Here is a 19730-nt window from a genome sequence, read left to right as displayed (position 1 = left end):
CTTACCATTATCACTTTCTTGCGAAGGATAAAGGTAAGAGCCTTTTCTGTTTTCCCTCTATCTAAAGAGAAAAAAGATTAATTAGTTTAAGCGATTACGATCGTTGTCGTCGTCTTTCTTCTCAAACTCACCCTCAAAGGTGTTGCCGTCTTTTGATTGATCAGATGGATCGCGATTGAATGGGTCTTGTCCAAATGGGCTCTGGCCAAAACCAGCTTGTCCACCGGCATGGAAACCGCCAGACATATTAGTCACCACCATTTTTTCCATCATTTTCTTGGCAATCATCGCTCTTGGTGCTGGCAATAATACCAACATACCGAGTGCGTCCGTCATAAAACCCGGAGTCAGCAGCAATACACCGGCAACTGCAAGCATCACGCCTTCAAGAATCTGTTGTGCTGGCATTTCGCCTTGTTGCAAACGACCTTGCACAGACATAAGTGTCTGAATGCCTTGGCTACGAACCAGCGATGCACCCACAAATGCAGTGATCAAAACCAACGCAATAGTTGGCCACAATCCTAAGAAGCCACCAACTTGAATAAATAGCCCAATCTCAATGATGGGTACGAAGATAAATAGTAATAATAAGATAGGAAACACACGCCCTCCTTTGTTACTTGCAGTTTACGCTGAAAGCCCTAACAATCTCAAATTTATCCTGTAAATAAGCGTGTTTATTGACCAAGAATAACTTTGCAAAATATTGACGAAACAAAACCGAAAAAGGTGATCCACTTAATATTTTTATGCGCTAAGTACAGTATCATGTGCCACATAAGTCAGGACGGATTTATCAGCCCAATATTCTAGCGAACGGAGTATTTGCACACAGAATAGGCTAATAACTAACTATATAATCAGAATAATTCTCTAAGGATCCTGTTATGGCTACTCAATCAGAAGCTCAAGTTGAAGCTCCTCAAGCTACTCGTCTCGAAGAAGATCTATTAGGTCAACGTCATGTTCCGGCTGATGCTTACTACGGCATCCACACTCTACGCGCAGTTGAAAACTTCAACATCTCAAATGTAACGATCTCAGATGTACCTGAATTCGTTCGCGGTATGGTGATGACTAAGAAAGCAGCGGCTTTAGCAAACAAAGAGTTAGGTGTAATTCCAAGCGAAGTGGCTAAATACATCATCCAAGCTTGTGACCTAATTCTAGACACGGGTAAGTGCATGGATCAGTTCCCATCGGACGTTTTCCAAGGTGGTGCTGGTACTTCTGTAAACATGAACGCAAACGAAGTTGTTGCGAACGTGGCTCTTGAACTTATGGGCAAAGAAAAAGGCCAATACGAGTTCATCAACCCGAACGACCATGTAAACCGCAGCCAATCTACAAACTGTGCTTACCCAACTGGCTTCCGTATCTCTGTTTACAACAGCGTTCGTAAACTGATTGATGCGATCGAATACCTAAAAGGTGCATTCGAGCTTAAGAGCCAAGAATTCAACACGATTTTGAAGATGGGTCGTACTCAGCTTCAAGACGCAGTTCCAATGACGGTTGGCCAAGAGTTCCACGCTTGGGCTGTAACCATCAATGAAGAAATCAAAAACCTAGAATACACTTCAAAACTACTGCTTGAAGTAAACCTAGGCGCAACGGCTATCGGTACAGGTCTGAACGCAGCACCGGGTTACCAAGGCCTAGCAGTGAAACACCTAGCAGAAGTAACAGGCCTAGAGTGTGTAGCGGCTGAAGATTTAATCGAAGCAACGTCTGACTGTGGCGCATACGTAATGACGCACGGCGCACTTAAGCGTCTAGCAGTTAAGCTATCTAAGATCTGTAACGACTTGCGTCTACTTTCTTCAGGTCCACGTACTGGTTTGAACGAGCTAAACCTACCTGAACTGCAAGCAGGTTCTTCAATCATGCCTGCTAAAGTAAACCCAGTTGTACCTGAAGTAGTAAACCAAGTTTGCTTCAAAGTTCTAGGTAACGACAACACGGTTTCTTTCGCTGCGGAAGGTGGTCAACTTCAACTGAACGTAATGGAACCTGTTATTGCACAAAGCATGTTTGAGTCTCTAGACATCCTAACAAACGCTTGTGTGAACCTACGCGACAAGTGTGTAGACGGCATTACGGTGAACAAAGAAGTATGTGAAGCGCACGTATTTAACTCTATCGGTATCGTCACTTACCTAAACCCATACATTGGCCACCACGAGGGTGACATTGTTGGTAAGATCTGTGCTGAGACAGGTAAGAGCGTTCGTGATGTGATTCTAGAGCGCGGTTTATTAACCGAAGAAGAACTTGATGACATTTTCTCTGTTGAAAATTTGATGCATCCTCAGTATAAAGCGAAGCGCTACGAATAAAGTTAGCGAGAAAGGGTTCCAAACGGAGCCCTTTTTTAGGCTCCAATACGGTTAACCATGATTATTTTGTGGATTTCCGTTGGTTGCGCTTTTGCCAAATTGAATCTAAACCATAGAACTATTATGTGAACATTCCAGCGGCGAATGTTCACATAATAAAATCTAAATGAGGTGTTACTTATGATTGCAGTAGAACTGTTTGTCGTCCTGCTCTTTATCTTTTTGGGGGCCAGAATTGGCGGTATCGGTATTGGTTTTGCCGGTGGTGCTGGTGTTATTGCCCTTTCACTTATTCTTGGCGTTCCAACAAGCCAATCTTTCATCCCGATCGACGTAATCTTGATCATCATGTCAGTTATCACCGCAATTGCTGCAATGCAAGTTGCTGGCGGTATGGACTGGTTGGTACAAATTGCCGAAAACTTTTTGCGTAAACACCCTGAACGCATCACCTTTTACGCGCCGATTGTGACCTTTGTAATGACATTAATGGCGGGTACTGGTCACACAGCATTCTCTACGCTTCCTGTTATTGCAGAAGTAGCGAAAGGCCAAGGTGTTCGTCCTTCTCGTCCACTGTCTATCGCAGTTGTCGCTTCTCAAATTGCTATCACAGCTTCGCCAATCTCGGCTGCAGTTGTGGCTTTCGCAGCAATGTTGGCACCATTTGGTGTTGATTACCTAACGCTATTGATGGTTTGTATCCCAACAACCTTCATCGCTTGTATGGTTGGTGCGGTTGTTGCTAACTACATGGGTAGCGAATTGAAAGACGATCCTGTTTATCAAGAACGTCTAGAGAAAGGTCTAATCAAGCTAGCAACAGAAGAGAAACGCGAAATTCTACCTACAGCGAAGAAAGCAACGTACATCTTCCTAGCTGCAATTGGTTTCGTGGTTTGTTACGCAGCGGCTATCTCTAGCTCTGTTGGCCTAATTGAAAACCCGGCGCTAGGTCGTAACGAAGCGATCATGTCTGTAATGCTGGCAGCAGCAGCGGCTATCGTGATGTTCACTAAGATTGATGCAGCGAAGATTTCTTCAGCACCAACGTTCCGTTCTGGTATGACGGCATGTGTATGTGTACTTGGTGTGGCTTGGTTAGGTTCAACGTTTGTAAACGCACACGTTGCTGAAATCAAAGACGTAGCAGGCGCTCTACTGGCTGACTACCCATGGATGCTGGCTCTTGTTCTGTTCTTCGCTTCTATGCTGCTTTACTCTCAAGGCGCAACAACAGTTGCACTGATGCCTGCAGCACTAGCGATTGGCGTAGCACCACTAACAGCCGTTGCTTCTTTTGCTGCGGTAAGTGCGCTGTTCGTACTTCCAACTTACCCTACGCTACTAGCAGCGGTTGAGATGGATGACACAGGCTCAACGCGTATCGGTAACTACGTATTCAACCACCCATTCTTCATTCCAGGTGTGGTAACAATCAGTACTGCGGTAGCACTCGGCTTCGCATTCGGCGGTCTGTTTATCTAACATTCGCTGGTGATTGAACATTTAAAAGGAAGCTTCGGCTTCCTTTTTTGTTTTCTGCTCAATGTGTTATTTGATACGCATCAAATAACCATTATAAACTTTAAAAACCGCCTAAAAATAAAGTTTGAATAAAATTCCAAGATTATTCTGCCTAATCATAAACAACACCTACCAAATCAATCTCCTTCCACTTCCAGTTAATCCACAACGAATATTAATCCAAGCTAACTAACCAAAAAACCTTGACGATTTTCTGCCATTTTTTAGCCCTTTTATTAGCCATTATTTTTGTGAACAGCACCAAACTTAAATACCGGAGTAAGGAATAAAATAACCGCAGCTAAATTAAATCTAACTTCATTTGGATTAGTAAATATAAAAACAACCTTAATTTAAAGTCAGCAACTTTATATCGTTGAGTGCTTTATAAGTGTCCGTGTATTTACAATCTATAAATCATTAGTCGCTAATTCACATCACTTCTATTTAAGATGATGTAAGGAGATAGCCATGACAACTCAAACGATACCAAGCGAGAAAAAAAAGGGCGGCTTCTTTGCCAACTTTAAATTCCCTTCTGCCTACACCATTCTATTTATTCTGATTGCGTTCGTCGCACTGCTTACCTGGATTGTTCCAGCAGGCCAATACGACCGTGCAATGAATGAAGAGCTAGGCCGAGAAGTACCCGTAACCGGAACCTATCAAGCGGTAGAAGGTAACCCTCAAGGCGTGATTGATATACTGCTCGCGCCTATTGACGGCTTCTATGACCACAATAGCTATGAAGCGGCGGCTATCGACGTTTCGCTGTTCATCTTAATCATTGGTGGCTTCTTAGGGCTAGTAACCAAAACGGGTGCCATTGATGCCGGTATCGAGCGCGTCACCGCCCGCTTAGAAGGGCGAGAAGAGTTGATGATACCAATACTGATGGCGCTATTTGCCGCAGGTGGTACCGTCTACGGCATGGCGGAAGAATCACTGCCCTTCTATACATTGCTAGTGCCGGTAATGATGGCAGCTCGCTTTGACCCTCTTGTTGCCGCTGCGACCGTACTGCTTGGTGCAGGTATTGGGGTGCTGGGTTCAACGATTAACCCATTCGCAACCGTGATCGCTGCCAACGCCTCTGGTATTCCATTTACAGACGGTATCGTGTTGCGCATTGCGATGTTGATTATTGGTTGGGGTATTTGTGTTGCCTACGTAATGCGTTACGCAAGAATGGTTCAAGCCGATCCAACAACATCAATTGTCTACGACAAATACGAAGAGAACAAAGCGCACTTCTTAGGTAATGCGAGCGGCGAAAAACTTGAATTCACCGCGACTCGCAAACTGATTCTGACCATTTTTGGTGGCTCGTTCGCTGTAATGATTTATGGTGTATCCGTTGCTGGATGGTGGATGGCTGAGATCTCAGCGATGTTCTTAGCAGCAACCATCATCGTTGGTATTGTGGCTCGCATGAGCGAAGAAGAGTTTACCACCAGCTTCATTGATGGTGCCCGCGACCTACTTGGCGTTGCGCTCATCATAGGTATTGCACGTGGTATCGTAGTGGTGATGGACCGCGGTATGATCACCGATACCATTCTCTTCTCAGCAGAACAGATGGTAACGGGGCTTTCTTCGGTTATCTTCATTAACGTGATGTTCTTCTTAGAGATTCTACTGTCGTTCTTAGTGCCATCGACCTCTGGCTTAGCGGTACTGACCATGCCAATCATGGCACCACTGGCCGACTTTGCTGGCGTAGGTCGTGACTTGGTTATCACTGCGTACCAATCTGCATCTGGCTTGGTGAACCTAATCACCCCAACCTCCGCGGTGGTGATGGGTGGTTTGGCGATTGCTCGTGTCCCTTACGTGCGCTGGGTTAAATGGGTGATGCCACTAGTCGGTATATTGATGGTGTTCTGCATTGCTGTACTGAGTATTGGTGCGCTGATCTAACTAACAGCACTTCACTCCTTTCTCATCCAAAGCCGCTTCTCACAGCGGCTTTTTTATTGTTCCCTCTCAATGTAACCCTCTGCCACTGAAACAGATCCTCAAAGCCATACACGCGATATTCAAGGTTCTTCTGTTCGTAGCCAAGCTCAACTAAACTCAAAGCACTCGCAATAGAAGAATCAATCCTACTTTTAAACATCTAATTTTCTTGATGAAATAACACTCTATTTTCAACCATGATGTTTAAACAAATAGTTAGTCACTTATTAGCGTTAATTATATTTAAAGTAATTAATAGCCTAATAAACAGACGAGGATTAATGCCCTTTTCTATCAAAAAACACACTTAAACAGCCGATTTAAAAATGTGATCGCAACAGCTTTATTCGCATTTACTTTGTTAATAAACAATTAATTCCACATCCAAAATTAAATATCTAAATAAAAACACTGCATACTTCCAAGCTAAGTACACTCTTATCAATAAAACTATTCTGCATATAATCCCTCGTAAATTAGATTCTAGTAAGTTTCGTCAAAAAAGCGTGCATAAAGTTCCCTAACTGCTAACTATTTAGAATGTATTATTCATAACTGAAAGTGCATAAAGTTTGTTAAAACCCTTAATTTTAAAGGGCTGCGGGATAAAAAACGATTTGTGATAGATCTCTAAGAATACCTGACTAGCAGGCGTAATATTAATTCCAGACAAGAGATATGAATAAATAATTCATTCTTCTCAACTGAAAATAAATAATTACTCTTAGCGATAAAAGTAATTCAAATATATAAGAGAGAGACGATCATGAGTAAGTTCTATGTAGGTTCTGAAATAGGTCAATTACGCCGCGTTCTAGTTCACCGTCCAAGACGCGCACTGACTCACCTAACACCCTCTAACTGTCACGATTTACTATTTGATGACGTACTGGCTGTTGAACGTGCTGGTAAAGAGCATGACGCATTTACTCAAACGCTGCGTGCTCAAGGTGTTGAAGTTCTTCTTCTTACTGACCTACTAGCAGACACGCTAGCAGTGCCAGAAGCGAAAGATTGGCTTTTGAATCATCAAGTTTCTGATTACCGCTTAGGCAAAACCTTTGCTAACGATGTGCGCTGCTACTTGGGCGACTTACCAAACCTAGAACTAGCAAAAATCCTAACGGGTGGTCTGTCTTACGCTGAGATGCCAATGAAATCATCTTCAATGATGCAAGGCATGCACGCACCAACCGACTTCATTATCGAACCGCTACCAAACCACCTATTTACTCGTGACACATCTTGCTGGGTATACGGTGGCGTATCCATCAACCCGATGGCGAAACCTGCTCGTCAACGTGAAACCAACCACGTTCGCGCTATTTACCGCTGGCACCCAACATTTGCTGGCCAAGACTTCATTAAGTACTTCGGCGATGAAGAAAACATCAGCTACGACAACTCAACCATTGAAGGCGGTGACGTTCTTGTAATCGGTCGCGGTACGGTTCTTATCGGTATGTCTGAGCGTACAACAGCACAAGGTGTTGAGCACTTAGCATCGAGCCTATTCAAACACGGTCAAGCGAAACAAGTTATCGCAATGCAGCTACCAAAACACCGCTCTTGCATGCACTTAGACACCGTTATGACGCACATGAACGAAGATACGTTCTCTGTTTACCCTGAAGTGGTGAGTAAAGACGTACAGTGCTGGAACCTAACTGGTGATGAGTCTGGCGCAGTGAAAGTGAAAGAAGAAGGCTACTTCGTAACAGCTATCGAAAAAGCACTTGGCGTAGACAAGCTAAACCTAATCACGACCGGTGGTGACAACTTCCATGCAGAACGTGAGCAGTGGAACGATGCAAACAACGTTCTAACGGTTAAACCTGGCGTTGTGATTGGCTACGAAGGCAACACCTACACCAATGAAAAATACGATAAAGCAGGCATCACAGTTCTTCCTATCCCTGGAGATGAACTTGGCCGCGGTCGCGGTGGCGCACGCTGCATGAGCTGCCCAATTGAGCGTGATGGTATCTAATCACTAAGACGAAAACGGCCAAGTTGAATGATCTTAAATAATCTCAGCTTGGCCAAAATGAGAGAACACAATTATGACTAAGCAAACTGTTGTTGTTGCACTCGGCGGTAATGCCTTACTTCGTCGCGGTGAGCCGTTAGAAGCCGATGTTCAACGCCGTAATATTGAAACAGCGGTTAAAACCATCTCTGAAATCGCGAAAGTGTACAACGTGGTTCTAGTACATGGTAATGGCCCACAAGTTGGTTTACTGGCTCTGCAAGGTTTGGAATACAAAAAAGTAAACCCGTATCCGCTAGATGTATTGGGCAGTGAGACTCAAGGCATGATCGGCTACATGCTGATGCAAGAGTTCAAGAACTATCTACCTAACCGCAACATCTCGTGCATGTTGACGCAAATGACCGTTGATCCAAACGATCCTGCATTCGCCGATCCAACGAAGCCGATTGGCCCGATCTACGAAGAAGCGGAAGCGCGTGAATTGGCGGAGAAATTCCACTGGATCGTCAAACCAGACGGCCAACACTTCCGTCGCGTTGTGCCAAGCCCACGCCCTACTGGCATTGTTGAGCACGAAGCGATCACCCAACTTATCGATGCAGGCCACCTAGTGATTTGTACTGGCGGCGGTGGCATCCCAGTGAAAAAAGAGAACGGCAAATTAGTGGGTGTTGAAGCGGTTATCGACAAAGACATGTCAGCGGCTTTCTTAGCGAAACAACTGGATGCGGATGCACTGCTTATTTTGACCGACGCGGACGCTGTTTACCTTGATTGGGGCAAACCGACTCAACACGCACTGCGCAGCACCACACCAAGTGAACTGGCGAAATTCGAATTTGATGCAGGCTCTATGGGACCAAAAATTGAAGCATCGTGCGAATTCATTCAGCAAGGCGGCAAAGTCGTCGGTATTGGTGCACTCGAAGATGGTTTGCAAATCCTGCAAGGCTTGGCGGGCACCAACATCACCAAAGATTAATCTACTCGCGAGCTTTTCAAACCTTGCGAGAAAACTGAATCACCGTTTGAACTGAAATTAATACACAAAAATTGAATCGCGCTTTCTTGAATTTTCTTTCCCTGTAACAAGAAAGCGCCTAAATCTAAGAAGGAATACATCATGGCTTTTAACCTACGCAATCGTAACTTCCTAAAATTACTAGATTTCACTCCACGCGAAATTCAACACTTGTTAGATCTTTCTATGGAGCTAAAAAAAGCGAAGTACAACGGTTACGAACAGCCAACACTAACTGGCAAAAACATTGCGCTTATCTTTGAGAAAACCTCTACTCGTACTCGCTGCGCATTCGAAGTAGCGGCATTCGACCAAGGCGCTCGAGTGTCTTACTTAGGCCCATCTGGCTCTCAAATTGGCCACAAAGAATCAATGAAAGATACCGCTCGCGTTCTTGGCCGCATGTACGATGGCATTGAATATCGCGGCTTCGGTCAAGAAATCGTTGAAGAGCTAGGCGCTTACGCTGGCGTGCCAGTATGGAATGGTCTAACTGACGAATTCCACCCAACACAAATTCTTGCTGACTTCCTAACCATGACCGAATATGGCCGTGGTAAACAACTGCATGAAATCAGCTTTGCTTACCTAGGTGATGCTCGTAACAACATGGGTAACTCTCTGATGGTTGGCGCTGCGAAAATGGGCATGGACATTCGCCTTGTTGCTCCAAAACAGTTCTGGCCACAAGAAGAGCTATTGGCTCAGTGTCGTGAAATTGCAGAGCACACAGGCGGCAAAATCACACTGACTGAAGATGTTCAAGAAGGCGTGCAAGGTTGTGACTTCCTTTACACCGACGTTTGGGTATCGATGGGCGAAGCGAAAGAAGCATGGGCTGAGCGTATCAACCTAATGATGCCTTACCAAGTCAATATGGACATGATCAAGGCAACAGGCAACCCACATGTGAAATTCATGCACTGTCTGCCAGCTTTCCATGGCGAAGATACCACGGTAGGCAAACAACTTGCGGCTGAATATCCACAGCTAAAAGACGGTGTGGAAGTGACTGATGAGGTAGTTGAGTCTGAATACTCTATCGTGTTCGATGAAGCTGAAAACCGCATGCACACCATCAAAGCAGTAATGGTTGCAACACTAGGCAGTTAATTACCTAAACAGCTAAGAATCGAAACAACTAAGAAGTTAAGCACTCACTTGTTCGCGAGACATTGACAAGTTAAGTGTAATGACAGGGAAATGCGGGCGGCGAACTTGGGATTTAGCCCTTGGATAAAGCCCGCATTTTTTTTCATGTACTTGAGGGCATTATCGCCCCAAAAACCCTGAGATTTTCTGTTTCAACAAGGGCTTAAATCAAAGCAAAATGTAGAGGTTATTTCGCATAAAAATCCATTAAATGAATACTTTACAGAAAGTATTGCATGCCGTTTTTATCTGAGTATAATCCTCCGCAATTTGTCTTAAGAGAGCAAAAAATGAACTGCAATTCTGTCGCACATGATTGTCAAACTACACGCCAAAGAGTGGCGGTGGTGTCATTTTTATTTTGCTCTATTGATCGTTTCGAAGCCTCCTATTTTTAGGGGGCTTTTTTTTGTCCGCAATTTGACTGTATGCATAGAAGGAAGACCCGTTATGGCGCATTCGTTATTTAACAAGCACATCATCTCCATACCTGAGCTCACTCGTAATGAACTGGAGCTTATCGTCGACACAGCAGCAAGACTCAAGGCCGAGCCAAACCCAGAGTTGCTGAAAAATAAAGTCGTTGCGAGCTGCTTCTTTGAGCCTTCAACTCGAACTCGCCTTTCATTTGAGACCGCCGTCCAGCGCCTTGGTGGCACGGTCATTGGCTTTGATAATGGCGGTAACACCTCACTGGCGAAGAAAGGCGAAACACTTGCCGATTCAGTGCAGGTTATTTCATCCTACGTCGATGCCTTTGTAATGCGTCACCCACAAGAAGGGGCAGCACGTTTAGCGTCTGAATTTTCTAACGGTGTGCCGGTAGTAAACGGCGGCGACGGTGCTAACCAGCACCCGACGCAAACCTTGCTGGACCTGTTCTCGATTTACGAAACACAAGGCACGCTCGATAACCTCAATGTGGCGTTCGTCGGCGACCTAAAATATGGCCGTACCGTGCACTCATTGACGCAAGCACTATCGAAATTCAATAACGTGCGTTTCTTCTTTATCGCGCCAGAAGTCTTAGAGATGCCAGATTACATCTGTGAAGAATTGGAAGAGATGGGCATCCAATACAGCACTCACAGCAGCATTGAAGAAGTCGTGCCGGAACTGGATGTTCTGTACATGACTCGCGTGCAGAAAGAGCGCTTTGATGCGTCGGAATACGCACACATGAAATCGGCTTACATCCTCACCGCCGATACATTGAAAGACGCTCGTCAAAACATGAAGGTACTTCACCCGCTGCCACGCGTCGACGAAATCACCACCGACGTTGATAAAACGCCACACGCTTACTACTTCGAACAAGCTGAAAACGGTGTATACGCTCGCGAAGCCCTATTGGCCCTAGTTCTTAACGACACTTTATAAGCAGGAGAAACAGTCATGGTTAAACAAACTCAGCTACAAGTAGAAGCGATCCGTAACGGCAGCGTGATTGACCACATCCCTGCTCACCTTGGTATCAAAATCCTTAAACTGTTTAAGCTACACAAGACAGAACAGCGCATCACTATGGGCTTAAACCTGCCATCATCGGCACTTGGCCATAAAGATCTAATCAAGATTGAGAACATCTTCCTGACCAAGGAACAAGCCAACCAATTGGCTCTTTATGCTCCGCAGGCAACGGTCAATCAGATTGAAGAGTATAAAGTGGTTAATAAGCTAACCCTTGTGCTGCCAGAGCAAATCCACAGTGTCTACTCTTGCCCGAATAGCAACTGTATTTCGCACGGTGAACCTGTCGAAAGCAGCTTTAAAGTGCAGCTAAAACAGGAAAACGTGCAGCTAAAATGTCACTACTGTGAAAAAGTATTCTCTCGCGAGATCATGAGTGAAATTCGCTAACCCTTAGCGCCATTATCACGGTCTCCAAAGCACCCTAATACCGATGGATATTTATGCCAAACTTGGAATAAATATCCATTTAACAAAAGAATAAAACTCCAAAATAAAAGCAATTAACTAGAATTTTATTTGGTGATCCCCTTCAAAAAGATAACTATTCTTTAGTGGTAGACTCAATGGATAGACGATCATACATCACGCATACCTTCCCTCTCTATTTCGGGATTCATCGGTAAGCCCTATTTAACAATCGTACTCTACGGCTTTGGGAGTACGCTCGGCGCTATGGACAAGCGATAACCACATGTTGACCTTAAGGAGTTGTTCATGAACCCAATCACTGAGCACGGTTGCTTGTATTCAGCTGAAGATAAAACACTGACTGCAGCGTGCAAACGCTTACTACAACAACAAAGCTTCTCGACCCAAAATCAACTGCGAGAGAAACTCGTCGATATTGGCTATACCGGTATCAGCCAATCGACCGTATCTCGTATTTTGTCACAGCTTGGTGTTGTCAAAATTCAGAATGCTTGCGGTAAAAAGGTTTACTGCATCACGGTTGAAAGTGCACCGGTTCGTGTCGATGCATCCATCTCATCGCAAATCGAATTCATCACTCATAACCAAGCGATGGTCATCGTAAAAACTCATCCAGGTTGTGCACAACTAGTCGCAAGATTAGTTGATATCGACCCACACACTGAGATTATCGGCACCGTTGGCGGTAATGATACCGTGCTTATTATTCCAAAAGATACGATGAATATTGATGCTTGCGAACAAGTAGTAAAAGCACGCTTGGGTGTAGCTTAAATGTCTCTTTTACAAAGGCAAGGCACTCAAGTTGAATTGCAGCTCCCCACTCGATTACCCAATAAAATCGCTATCCCGCCTTAGGGGATATTTGTTTGCCGATGAAACTAATAGCAAACTATTACGGTCTGATTGAGTTAAGATACCTTCAACTCCATTTTGATGACTAAATAGTATGCGACGACTTGCCACATTACTTTTTGTTTGTGTTTCCCTATTCACCCAGCCTGCGTGGGCGCTATTTGGGAACGACAACGCCGAGCCAAGCTTCGGAGGCAATAACAATGGTTTTGTCCCTGTAGACCAAGCTTTCCCTTTCAATTACTACCAGCAAGACGACAAAGTCCTTCTCGACTGGCAAGTAAAAGAGGGCTACTACCTCTATCAACATAGCCTCTCGTTCACCGGGCAAAATCTCGTTATCGGTAATGTTGAATTAGAAGATGGTAAGCCGCACCAAGATGAATTCTTCGGTGAGGTGAGCATTTATACTCAGCCGTTATTCGTGCAAGTTCCTCTGCAGAGTTACCAAGATGGCTCACAGCTGATCGTTAAGTATCAAGGCTGTGCGGACGCAGGGTTCTGCTACCCACCAGAGACTCGTATCATCGACATTGAACCTTTCACAGCAACAGGTTCTGCTAATTCGCAAGGTAGTGACTCACAAGCTTCATCTTCTGCTGGCAACGAAACCGATGTTTCTACGCAACCAACATCTCCGAAAGCAGACGTTGTAAGTAACACGACTCAACAGCCAAATGCCCCTGTTTCAAAAGAAGCAGGCTTAGCCGATAAGCTCGGTGACAGTTGGTGGACCCCTCTATTATTCTTAGCACTCGGTGTTGGTTTAGCCTTTACGCCGTGTGTGCTGCCTATGTATCCGATTCTAACGGGTATCGTTTTAGGTGGTGGCAAACTCAGCCAAGGTCGCGCGCTGATGCTGTCCTTTATTTACGTGCAAGGCATGGCGTTAACCTACACCTTATTAGGTTTAGTGGTTGCTTCAGCAGGCATGCAATTCCAAGCCGCTATGCAGCACCCTTACGTGCTGATCGCGCTGAGTGTTCTGTTCGTGGCGTTAGCAATGTCGATGTTTGGCGTTTATAACCTGCAACTGCCAAGCAGCATCCAAACTTGGCTCAACAACCAAAGCAACAAGCAGCAAGGTGGCAATACCTTGGGCGTATTCGCAATGGGCGCTATCTCTGGCTTGGTGTGTTCACCTTGTACCACGGCGCCATTGTCAGGCGCACTGCTGTATGTGGCTCAGAGTGGTGACCTATTTACCGGTGCAATTGCTCTGTACGCGTTGGCTATGGGTATGGGTATTCCGCTGATTTTAGTGGCAGTGTTTGGTAATAAGCTATTGCCTAAAGCGGGCAGCTGGATGAACAAGGTGAAGATCGTATTCGGCTTTATCTTGCTGGCAGCACCTATCTTCCTGCTAGAGCGCATCATTCCTGAATTGTGGGCAACCGTGCTTTGGTCTGGCCTTGGCTTCATCGCCTTTGGTTGGCTGTACCATAGCAAGAATGCACTGCCATTCGGCGGCTGGAAGCAGAGTGCGGTAGGCATCATCGCGATGCTTGGCCTGTTCGCATCAGCTCAACCTGCGCTCAATTACTGGTTTGCAGAAAAGAGCGTGACGGTAGAACAACACATCCAATTTGCACGCATCAACACGGTTGAAGAACTAGAAATCCAGCTCATCGAAGCGAAGAAACTCGGTAAGCCTGTGATGCTCGACTTCTACGCCGATTGGTGTGTGGCGTGTAAAGAGTTCGAGAAGTACACCTTCCATCAAGCTGATGTGGAAAACAAGCTTTCTGACTTTGTACTGCTACAAGCCGATGTAACGAGAAACATGCCTCAAGACATTGAACTGCTTAAACAATTACAGGTACTTGGCTTACCGACGATTGAGTTCTGGGATGGCGAGGGTAACCATGTTCCAAATGCTCGTGTAACCGGTTTTATGCCTGCTGATGTATTCTTAAAACACATGCAAAACCACCAGCTATAACGGCAATATTCACTAAAACATAAGCCGAATCGAAAGCCACACCGCCCCTCCGTAACGAGATGGCAGTGCGGCTTTTTTGCTATTCAGAGTAACGCTTTCTTATTCCGGGGATAAAAGTCGATATGGTTCAGACTTTTAATGCATAGATATTGTCCACATACTCAATCAGGATGATAATAAATATTAACTAAATTGTTAAAAGTATGAACGTCATGGACTCGACCTATACCATCATCATTGCTGATGACCACCCTCTCTTTCGCAACGCCCTGTTTCAGTCAGTTCATATGGCGATCAGTGGTGCGAACCTGCTTGAGGCCGATTCTCTCGATGCCTTACTGACTCTGCTAAAGAAAGAAGGCGAGCCGGATCTATTACTGCTCGATCTGAAAATGCCGGGCGCCAATGGCATGTCAGGCTTAATTCAACTGCGCGCTGAATACCCAGATCTACCGATTGTGGTGGTTTCTGCCAGTGAAGATGCCAGCGTGGTCACTCAGGTGAAGAGCCACGGTGCGTTTGGCTTTATTCCTAAGTCGAGCGATATGCGTGAGTTGGTGAGTGCACTGAATCAAGTGCTGAATGGCGACCCGTTCTTCCCTGAAGGGCTTATCACCAATAATGCAGCGTGTAGCGACCTTGCAGAAAAGATTTCCACACTGACGCCTCAGCAATACAAGGTATTAGGGATGCTTTCTGACGGCTTGCTTAACAAGCAAATCGCGTATGAATTGAATGTTTCGGAAGCGACCATCAAAGCACATATGACGGCCATCTTCCGTAAACTGGATGTGAAAAATCGTACTCAAGCGGTTATCTTGCTACAAGAAGTCCACAATTAAGCTTCACTGATATCCTCTTCTAAAGTCGTCTTAGGTAAACATAAACCCAACCTGACGACTTTATGATCATCTATCTCTGCAACCACCCAAGTGATGTCATGCCACTCAAAGCTATCACCCAATACAGAGTGTGCGCCAAGCTCTTGAGCAACCAATTGTTTTAGCGTCATTTCTCGCTCTTCTTCCGAGCCAAGTTCAATACCATAACAATCACTCACTGCCGCAACTGATAGCTCAACATCCAAGAAGAAGTCACCAAAGAATCGTGCCGCCTCTTCTGCTAGAGGCGCCTCACTGAACAACGAACTTAAGCTGTCCAAATCTTTGTCTTGACCAAGCACACATAAGATATCGTTCGCCTCTAACACGGTGCTGCCTGATGGGTGAAGCAAGGCATCCTTTCTAAACAGTGCAGTAATTCGCGTTCCTTCCGGCATAGACAAACGCTTTAGTGGTTCGCCGACACACCACTTCTCTTCTTTCAGCTTGTAGACAAACATCTCCCACTCACTAGCAGGGTAAATTTCAATGCCAGTACGAGAAATCGGTGTCGGCGTTGGAGGTAGCGTCACTTGAGCCAATCTCGCGACTTTCATCAAGCTGCCGCCTTGAACAATCAGCGACACCATAACCACGAAGAACGCGATGTTGAAGTAAAGCTGAGCATTAGGCAGGCCAGCCATCATCGGGAACACCGCCAGAATGATCGGTACCGCGCCGCGTAGACCGACCCAAGAAACAAACCAACGTTCCTTGGTGGTAAAGCTTCTGAACGGCAGCAAACCCAACCAAACCGACAGCGGACGAGCAAACAAAATCATACCGAAGGCCAGTGCCAGCGCAGGCAGAGCAATGTCCATCAACGTTGATGGCGTCACCAATAAACCCAATACTAAGAACATCACGATCTGGCTTAGCCACGTCATGCCATCAAGAACATTAAGAATCGAGTGTCGCGAGCGCGTCGGACGATTACCAATGAACAAGCCCACTAGGTAAATCGATAAGATGCCGCTGCCGCCAAGCATGTTAGAGAACGCAAACAGAGCCACGCCCCCACTGAGTACCAGAATGGAATAAAGGCCATCAGCCAATTGTACTCGATTGATTAAGCTCCATAGAACCCAGCCGCCGCCAATACCAACAAGAGTACCGATACCAAACTGCATCGCAAAACTTTGCAGTAGGAAGTTCATTCCCATCTCAGCGTCAGGGTTACCTAACAGCGCAATTAAGGTCACCGTCAGGAAGACCGCCATTGGGTCGTTAGTGCCCGATTCGATCTCTAGGGTTGAGCCAACACGCTCATTGAGACTCTGTCCTTTCAGCAAAGAGAATACCGCTGCCGCATCGGTTGAACCAACAATCGCCCCGACCAAGATGCCCTGCATTAATGACAAGTCAAACAGCCAAGCCGCCATTAATCCGGTTAAGGTTGCTGTACATGCGACACCTATCGTCGCCAGCGAGAGCGAAGGCCAGAAAGCGACCTTGAAGCTCGCCACCTTGGTTCGCATACCGCCATCCAACAGAATCACGGCAAGCGCAAGGTTACTCACCAAGTAGGTCAGTGAGTAATCATCGAAATGAATATTACCGGGTCCATCTTCACCCGCTAACATACCAACGAACAAAAAGATCAAAAGAATAGGAACGCCCAATCGAGAGGACACTTGTGAGAAAAGCACGCTGATGGCGATGAGTACGGCACCAGTCAAGAATAAGTGGTTAATGGTTATTGCGTCCAATTCGTTCCCCCAAAGAATAAAATCCGAGCTTTAAGCCTGTTGATCTTTTGCCACTAGCTTGTTGATCTTCTGCCGTTTAGCAAGGCACGGTCGGTGAAAGTGCCGTTGTTACTATAACAAACTTATGTTTCGCTTCGTGTCATAAGCAGGGCTAAATACCGTTTCTCGGTCATTTAGTTGTTAAATTTTATGACTCGCAGTCTAATTCATCCCTTTTTGTTAGACCTTTGGCTAATTTAACAACATTTTAACATCGCATTTTTCTATGGTTATGTCTCCTAGCTCCCATATTTCAGTACATTAGCGCTAATACCATCCCGACTAAAGTTGCACAGATCCCTTGACTTATCCTTGCTACATTCTAAATCGTAACATTACGTTAACACGCTATTTTACAAAACGGTTTCACAAAAACAGTTTCTACGAAAACGGAATAAAGGAGAAGGCAATGGCGTTCGAATCTACGGAACATGCTCAAGCCTACTGGAAGGAAAACTTGGGAATTATGGGAACACTGCTCGCGGTCTGGTTTGCGGTGTCTTACGGCGCTGGCATCTTATTTGTGGATGCCCTCAATACCGTTCAGTTTGGCGGGTTCAAGCTAGGATTTTGGTTCGCTCAGCAAGGTTCGATATACACCTTCGTGGCGCTGATATTTATTTACGTTGTCCGCATGAATGCGCTCGACAAAAAATACAACGTACAGGAAGACTAGAGGCTAGAACATGGATATTCAAACTTGGACGTTTATTCTCGTCGGTATTACTTTCGCGGTATATATCGGCATCGCAATCTGGGCTCGTGCAGGGTCTACTAGTGAGTTCTACGTTGCTGGCGGTGGTGTACACCCAGTAGCAAACGGCATGGCGACCGCCGCTGACTGGATGTCGGCAGCATCATTCATCTCAATGGCAGGTATCATCTCATTCGTTGGTTACGACGGTGCGGTTTACCTAATGGGTTGGACAGGTGGTTATGTACTACTTGCGCTATGTTTAGCACCTTACCTACGTAAGTTCGGTCAGTTTACGGTTCCTGATTTCATCGGTGAGCGTTACTACTCGAAAACGGCACGTATGGTAGCGGTATTCTGTGCAATCTTCGTATCGTTTACGTACGTTGCAGGCCAGATGCGTGGTGTGGGCGTTGTATTCTCTCGTTTCCTAGAAGTTGATATTAACCTAGGCATCATCATTGGTATGGGTATTGTGTTCTTCTACGCAGTACTAGGTGGCATGAAAGGCATCACTTATACGCAGGTAGCTCAATTCTGTGTCCTCATTTTCGCCTTCCTTGTTCCAGCAATCTTTACCTCAATCATGATGACAGGTAACCCACTTCCACAAGTTGGTATGGGCTCTACGCTATCAGGCACAGATGTTTACCTTCTTGATAAACTGGATGGACTGACCGAAGAACTCGGATTTACCGCCTATACCGAAGGTAACAAGAGCATGGTAGATGTATTCTTCATCTGTGCGGCTCTAATGGTCGGTACTGCGGGTCTTCCACACGTAATCATTCGTTTCTTCACGGTACCAAAAGTACGTGATGCTCGTATCTCAGCGGGTTGGGCACTACTGTTCATCTCATTGCTATACACAACAGCACCAGGCGTTGCAGCATTCGCTCGTGTAAACATGATCGAAACAATCAACGGCCCTGACATGCAAGGTGTCGCTGCAGCGGACGCACCAAGCTGGTACAAAAACTGGGAAAGCACTGGCCTAGTAGGTTGGGAAGATAAGAACGGCGATGGCAAAATGTTCTACTCGGGCGATGAGCGTAACGAGATGAAGATTAACCGCGACATCATCGTACTGGCTTCTCCAGAGCTAGCGAAACTACCAAACTGGGTTGTAGCACTGCTTGCAGCCGGTGGCCTAGCAGCCGCACTATCAACAGCCGCGGGTCTACTATTGGTCATCTCAACGTCGATTTCACATGACTTGTTGAAGAAAGGCTTCAGACCAAACATGACCGACAAGCAGGAGCTGTTAGCCGCTCGTCTGGCAGCCATGGTCGCGATTGTCGGTGCCGGTTACTTAGGTATTAACCCACCAGGCTTTGTAGCACAGGTAGTAGCGTTTGCCTTCGGCTTAGCCGCAGCATCCTTCTTCCCAGCGATTATCCTAGGTATCTTCTACAAGAAGATGAACAAGGAAGGCGCAATTGCAGGTATGTTGTCAGGTATTGCCTTCACAGCAAGCTACATCATCTACTTCAAGTTCATTAACCCAGCAGCAAGCACACCTGAAAACTGGTGGTTTGGTATCAGCCCAGAAGGCATCGGTACGCTAGGTATGTGTCTAAACTTCGTAGTATCGATTGCTGTAAACAAAGTAACTGCTGAAGTACCACAAGATGTACAAGATATGGTTGAGAACATCCGTTACCCGAAAGGTGCAGGTGAAGCTCACGACCACTAAGCACGACCATTAAACAAA

Annotated in this window: 15 protein-coding genes; 13 read left to right on the top strand and 2 right to left on the bottom strand. The window is 45.7% G+C overall.

Translation table 11 applies throughout. The annotated features are described in order from the left end of the window. Positions 1-81: 81 nt before the first annotated feature. Entirely contained in the window at positions 82-606 is a 525-nt protein-coding gene (locus tag F0229_RS09375) for an FxsA family protein (protein ID WP_012604974.1), read from the bottom strand. A 284-nt stretch (positions 607-890) separates the two neighbouring features. Here F0229_RS09375 and aspA point away from each other — a divergent pair, with 284 nt between their 5' ends. The 11 genes from aspA to F0229_RS09320 all read left to right on the top strand — a co-directional run bounded on the left by aspA (position 891) and on the right by F0229_RS09320 (position 15535). Next, positions 891-2342: an aspartate ammonia-lyase gene (gene aspA / locus F0229_RS09370; RefSeq protein ID WP_171732709.1), complete on the top strand. Its 1452-nt coding sequence runs from the start codon at positions 891-893 to the stop codon at positions 2340-2342. A gap of 180 nt (positions 2343-2522) precedes the next feature. Continuing rightward, the gene (locus tag F0229_RS09365) at positions 2523-3830 is read left to right on the top strand and encodes an anaerobic C4-dicarboxylate transporter (RefSeq protein WP_017061168.1); all 1308 of its coding nucleotides are present in this window, start codon (positions 2523-2525) and stop codon (positions 3828-3830) included. Between the two features lie 510 nt (positions 3831-4340). Next, positions 4341-5789, top strand: a complete 1449-nt coding sequence (locus F0229_RS09360) for a YfcC family protein (protein WP_171732708.1) — start codon at positions 4341-4343, stop codon at positions 5787-5789. An 805-nt stretch (positions 5790-6594) separates the two neighbouring features. After that, positions 6595-7818, top strand: coding sequence for an arginine deiminase (gene arcA / locus F0229_RS09355; RefSeq protein WP_171732707.1), 1224 nt, complete (start codon positions 6595-6597; stop codon positions 7816-7818). Positions 7819-7891: 73 nt separating this feature from the next. After that, positions 7892-8803 carry a carbamate kinase gene (gene arcC, locus F0229_RS09350; RefSeq protein ID WP_017062723.1) on the top strand — a complete coding sequence of 304 codons (912 nt, stop codon included), beginning with the start codon at positions 7892-7894 and terminating at the stop codon, positions 8801-8803. A gap of 141 nt (positions 8804-8944) precedes the next feature. Further along, positions 8945-9955 (top strand): ornithine carbamoyltransferase, encoded by a 1011-nt coding sequence (locus F0229_RS09345; RefSeq protein ID WP_004729719.1) that lies wholly within the window; start codon positions 8945-8947, stop codon positions 9953-9955. 489 nt (positions 9956-10444) lie between these two features. Further along, entirely contained in the window at positions 10445-11374 is a 930-nt protein-coding gene (pyrB, locus tag F0229_RS09340) for an aspartate carbamoyltransferase (RefSeq protein ID WP_017062721.1), read from the top strand. A gap of 15 nt (positions 11375-11389) precedes the next feature. Beyond that, a complete protein-coding gene (pyrI, locus tag F0229_RS09335) occupies positions 11390-11854 on the top strand; it encodes an aspartate carbamoyltransferase regulatory subunit (RefSeq protein WP_017062720.1) in 465 nt (154 codons plus the stop codon). Between the two features lie 327 nt (positions 11855-12181). Further along, on the top strand, positions 12182-12670 hold the full coding sequence (locus F0229_RS09330; protein ID WP_017063664.1) for an arginine repressor: 489 nt from the start codon (positions 12182-12184) through the stop codon (positions 12668-12670). Between the two features lie 175 nt (positions 12671-12845). Further along, positions 12846-14693, top strand: a complete 1848-nt coding sequence (locus F0229_RS09325) for a protein-disulfide reductase DsbD (RefSeq protein WP_171732706.1) — start codon at positions 12846-12848, stop codon at positions 14691-14693. Between the two features lie 212 nt (positions 14694-14905). Continuing rightward, complete coding sequence (locus tag F0229_RS09320; protein WP_017062717.1) at positions 14906-15535, top strand: response regulator transcription factor; 630 nt, start codon at positions 14906-14908, stop codon at positions 15533-15535. On the opposite strand, the gene F0229_RS09315 is transcribed toward F0229_RS09320, so the two are convergent. Continuing rightward, positions 15532-17283: a potassium/proton antiporter gene (locus F0229_RS09315; RefSeq protein WP_017066561.1), complete on the bottom strand. Its 1752-nt coding sequence runs from the start codon at positions 17281-17283 to the stop codon at positions 15532-15534. The two genes, F0229_RS09320 and F0229_RS09315, sit on opposite strands and share 4 nt — an antisense overlap. 448 nt (positions 17284-17731) lie before the next feature. Between F0229_RS09315 and F0229_RS09310 the strand changes: the two genes are divergently transcribed. Together F0229_RS09310 and F0229_RS09305 are read left to right on the top strand one after the other, a co-directional pair. Next, on the top strand, positions 17732-17998 hold the full coding sequence (locus F0229_RS09310) for a DUF4212 domain-containing protein (protein ID WP_010435433.1): 267 nt from the start codon (positions 17732-17734) through the stop codon (positions 17996-17998). 10 nt (positions 17999-18008) lie between these two features. Next, entirely contained in the window at positions 18009-19712 is a 1704-nt protein-coding gene (locus F0229_RS09305) for a sodium:solute symporter family protein (protein WP_017062715.1), read from the top strand. The last annotated feature ends 18 nt before the right edge of the window (positions 19713-19730 follow it).

Origin of the sequence: Vibrio sp. AIC-3, assembly GCF_013114515.1 — a bacterium.
Classification (GTDB): domain Bacteria; phylum Pseudomonadota; class Gammaproteobacteria; order Enterobacterales; family Vibrionaceae; genus Vibrio; species Vibrio crassostreae_C.
Note: the sequence above shows the minus strand (reverse complement) of the source record. Positions and strands in the feature narration are given on the sequence as shown.

Coding starts and splice junctions, on each gene's coding strand:
- F0229_RS09320 (WP_017062717.1), top strand. CDS start 14,906: ATGGACTCGACCTATACCATCATCATTGCTGATGACCACCCTCTCTTT.
- F0229_RS09325 (WP_171732706.1), top strand. CDS start 12,846: ATGCGACGACTTGCCACATTACTTTTTGTTTGTGTTTCCCTATTCACC.
- F0229_RS09330 (WP_017063664.1), top strand. CDS start 12,182: ATGAACCCAATCACTGAGCACGGTTGCTTGTATTCAGCTGAAGATAAA.
- F0229_RS09305 (WP_017062715.1), top strand. CDS start 18,009: ATGGATATTCAAACTTGGACGTTTATTCTCGTCGGTATTACTTTCGCG.
- F0229_RS09345 (WP_004729719.1), top strand. CDS start 8,945: ATGGCTTTTAACCTACGCAATCGTAACTTCCTAAAATTACTAGATTTC.
- F0229_RS09360 (WP_171732708.1), top strand. CDS start 4,341: ATGACAACTCAAACGATACCAAGCGAGAAAAAAAAGGGCGGCTTCTTT.
- pyrI (WP_017062720.1), top strand. CDS start 11,390: ATGGTTAAACAAACTCAGCTACAAGTAGAAGCGATCCGTAACGGCAGC.
- F0229_RS09310 (WP_010435433.1), top strand. CDS start 17,732: ATGGCGTTCGAATCTACGGAACATGCTCAAGCCTACTGGAAGGAAAAC.
- aspA (WP_171732709.1), top strand. CDS start 891: ATGGCTACTCAATCAGAAGCTCAAGTTGAAGCTCCTCAAGCTACTCGT.
- pyrB (WP_017062721.1), top strand. CDS start 10,445: ATGGCGCATTCGTTATTTAACAAGCACATCATCTCCATACCTGAGCTC.
- F0229_RS09365 (WP_017061168.1), top strand. CDS start 2,523: ATGATTGCAGTAGAACTGTTTGTCGTCCTGCTCTTTATCTTTTTGGGG.
- arcC (WP_017062723.1), top strand. CDS start 7,892: ATGACTAAGCAAACTGTTGTTGTTGCACTCGGCGGTAATGCCTTACTT.
- arcA (WP_171732707.1), top strand. CDS start 6,595: ATGAGTAAGTTCTATGTAGGTTCTGAAATAGGTCAATTACGCCGCGTT.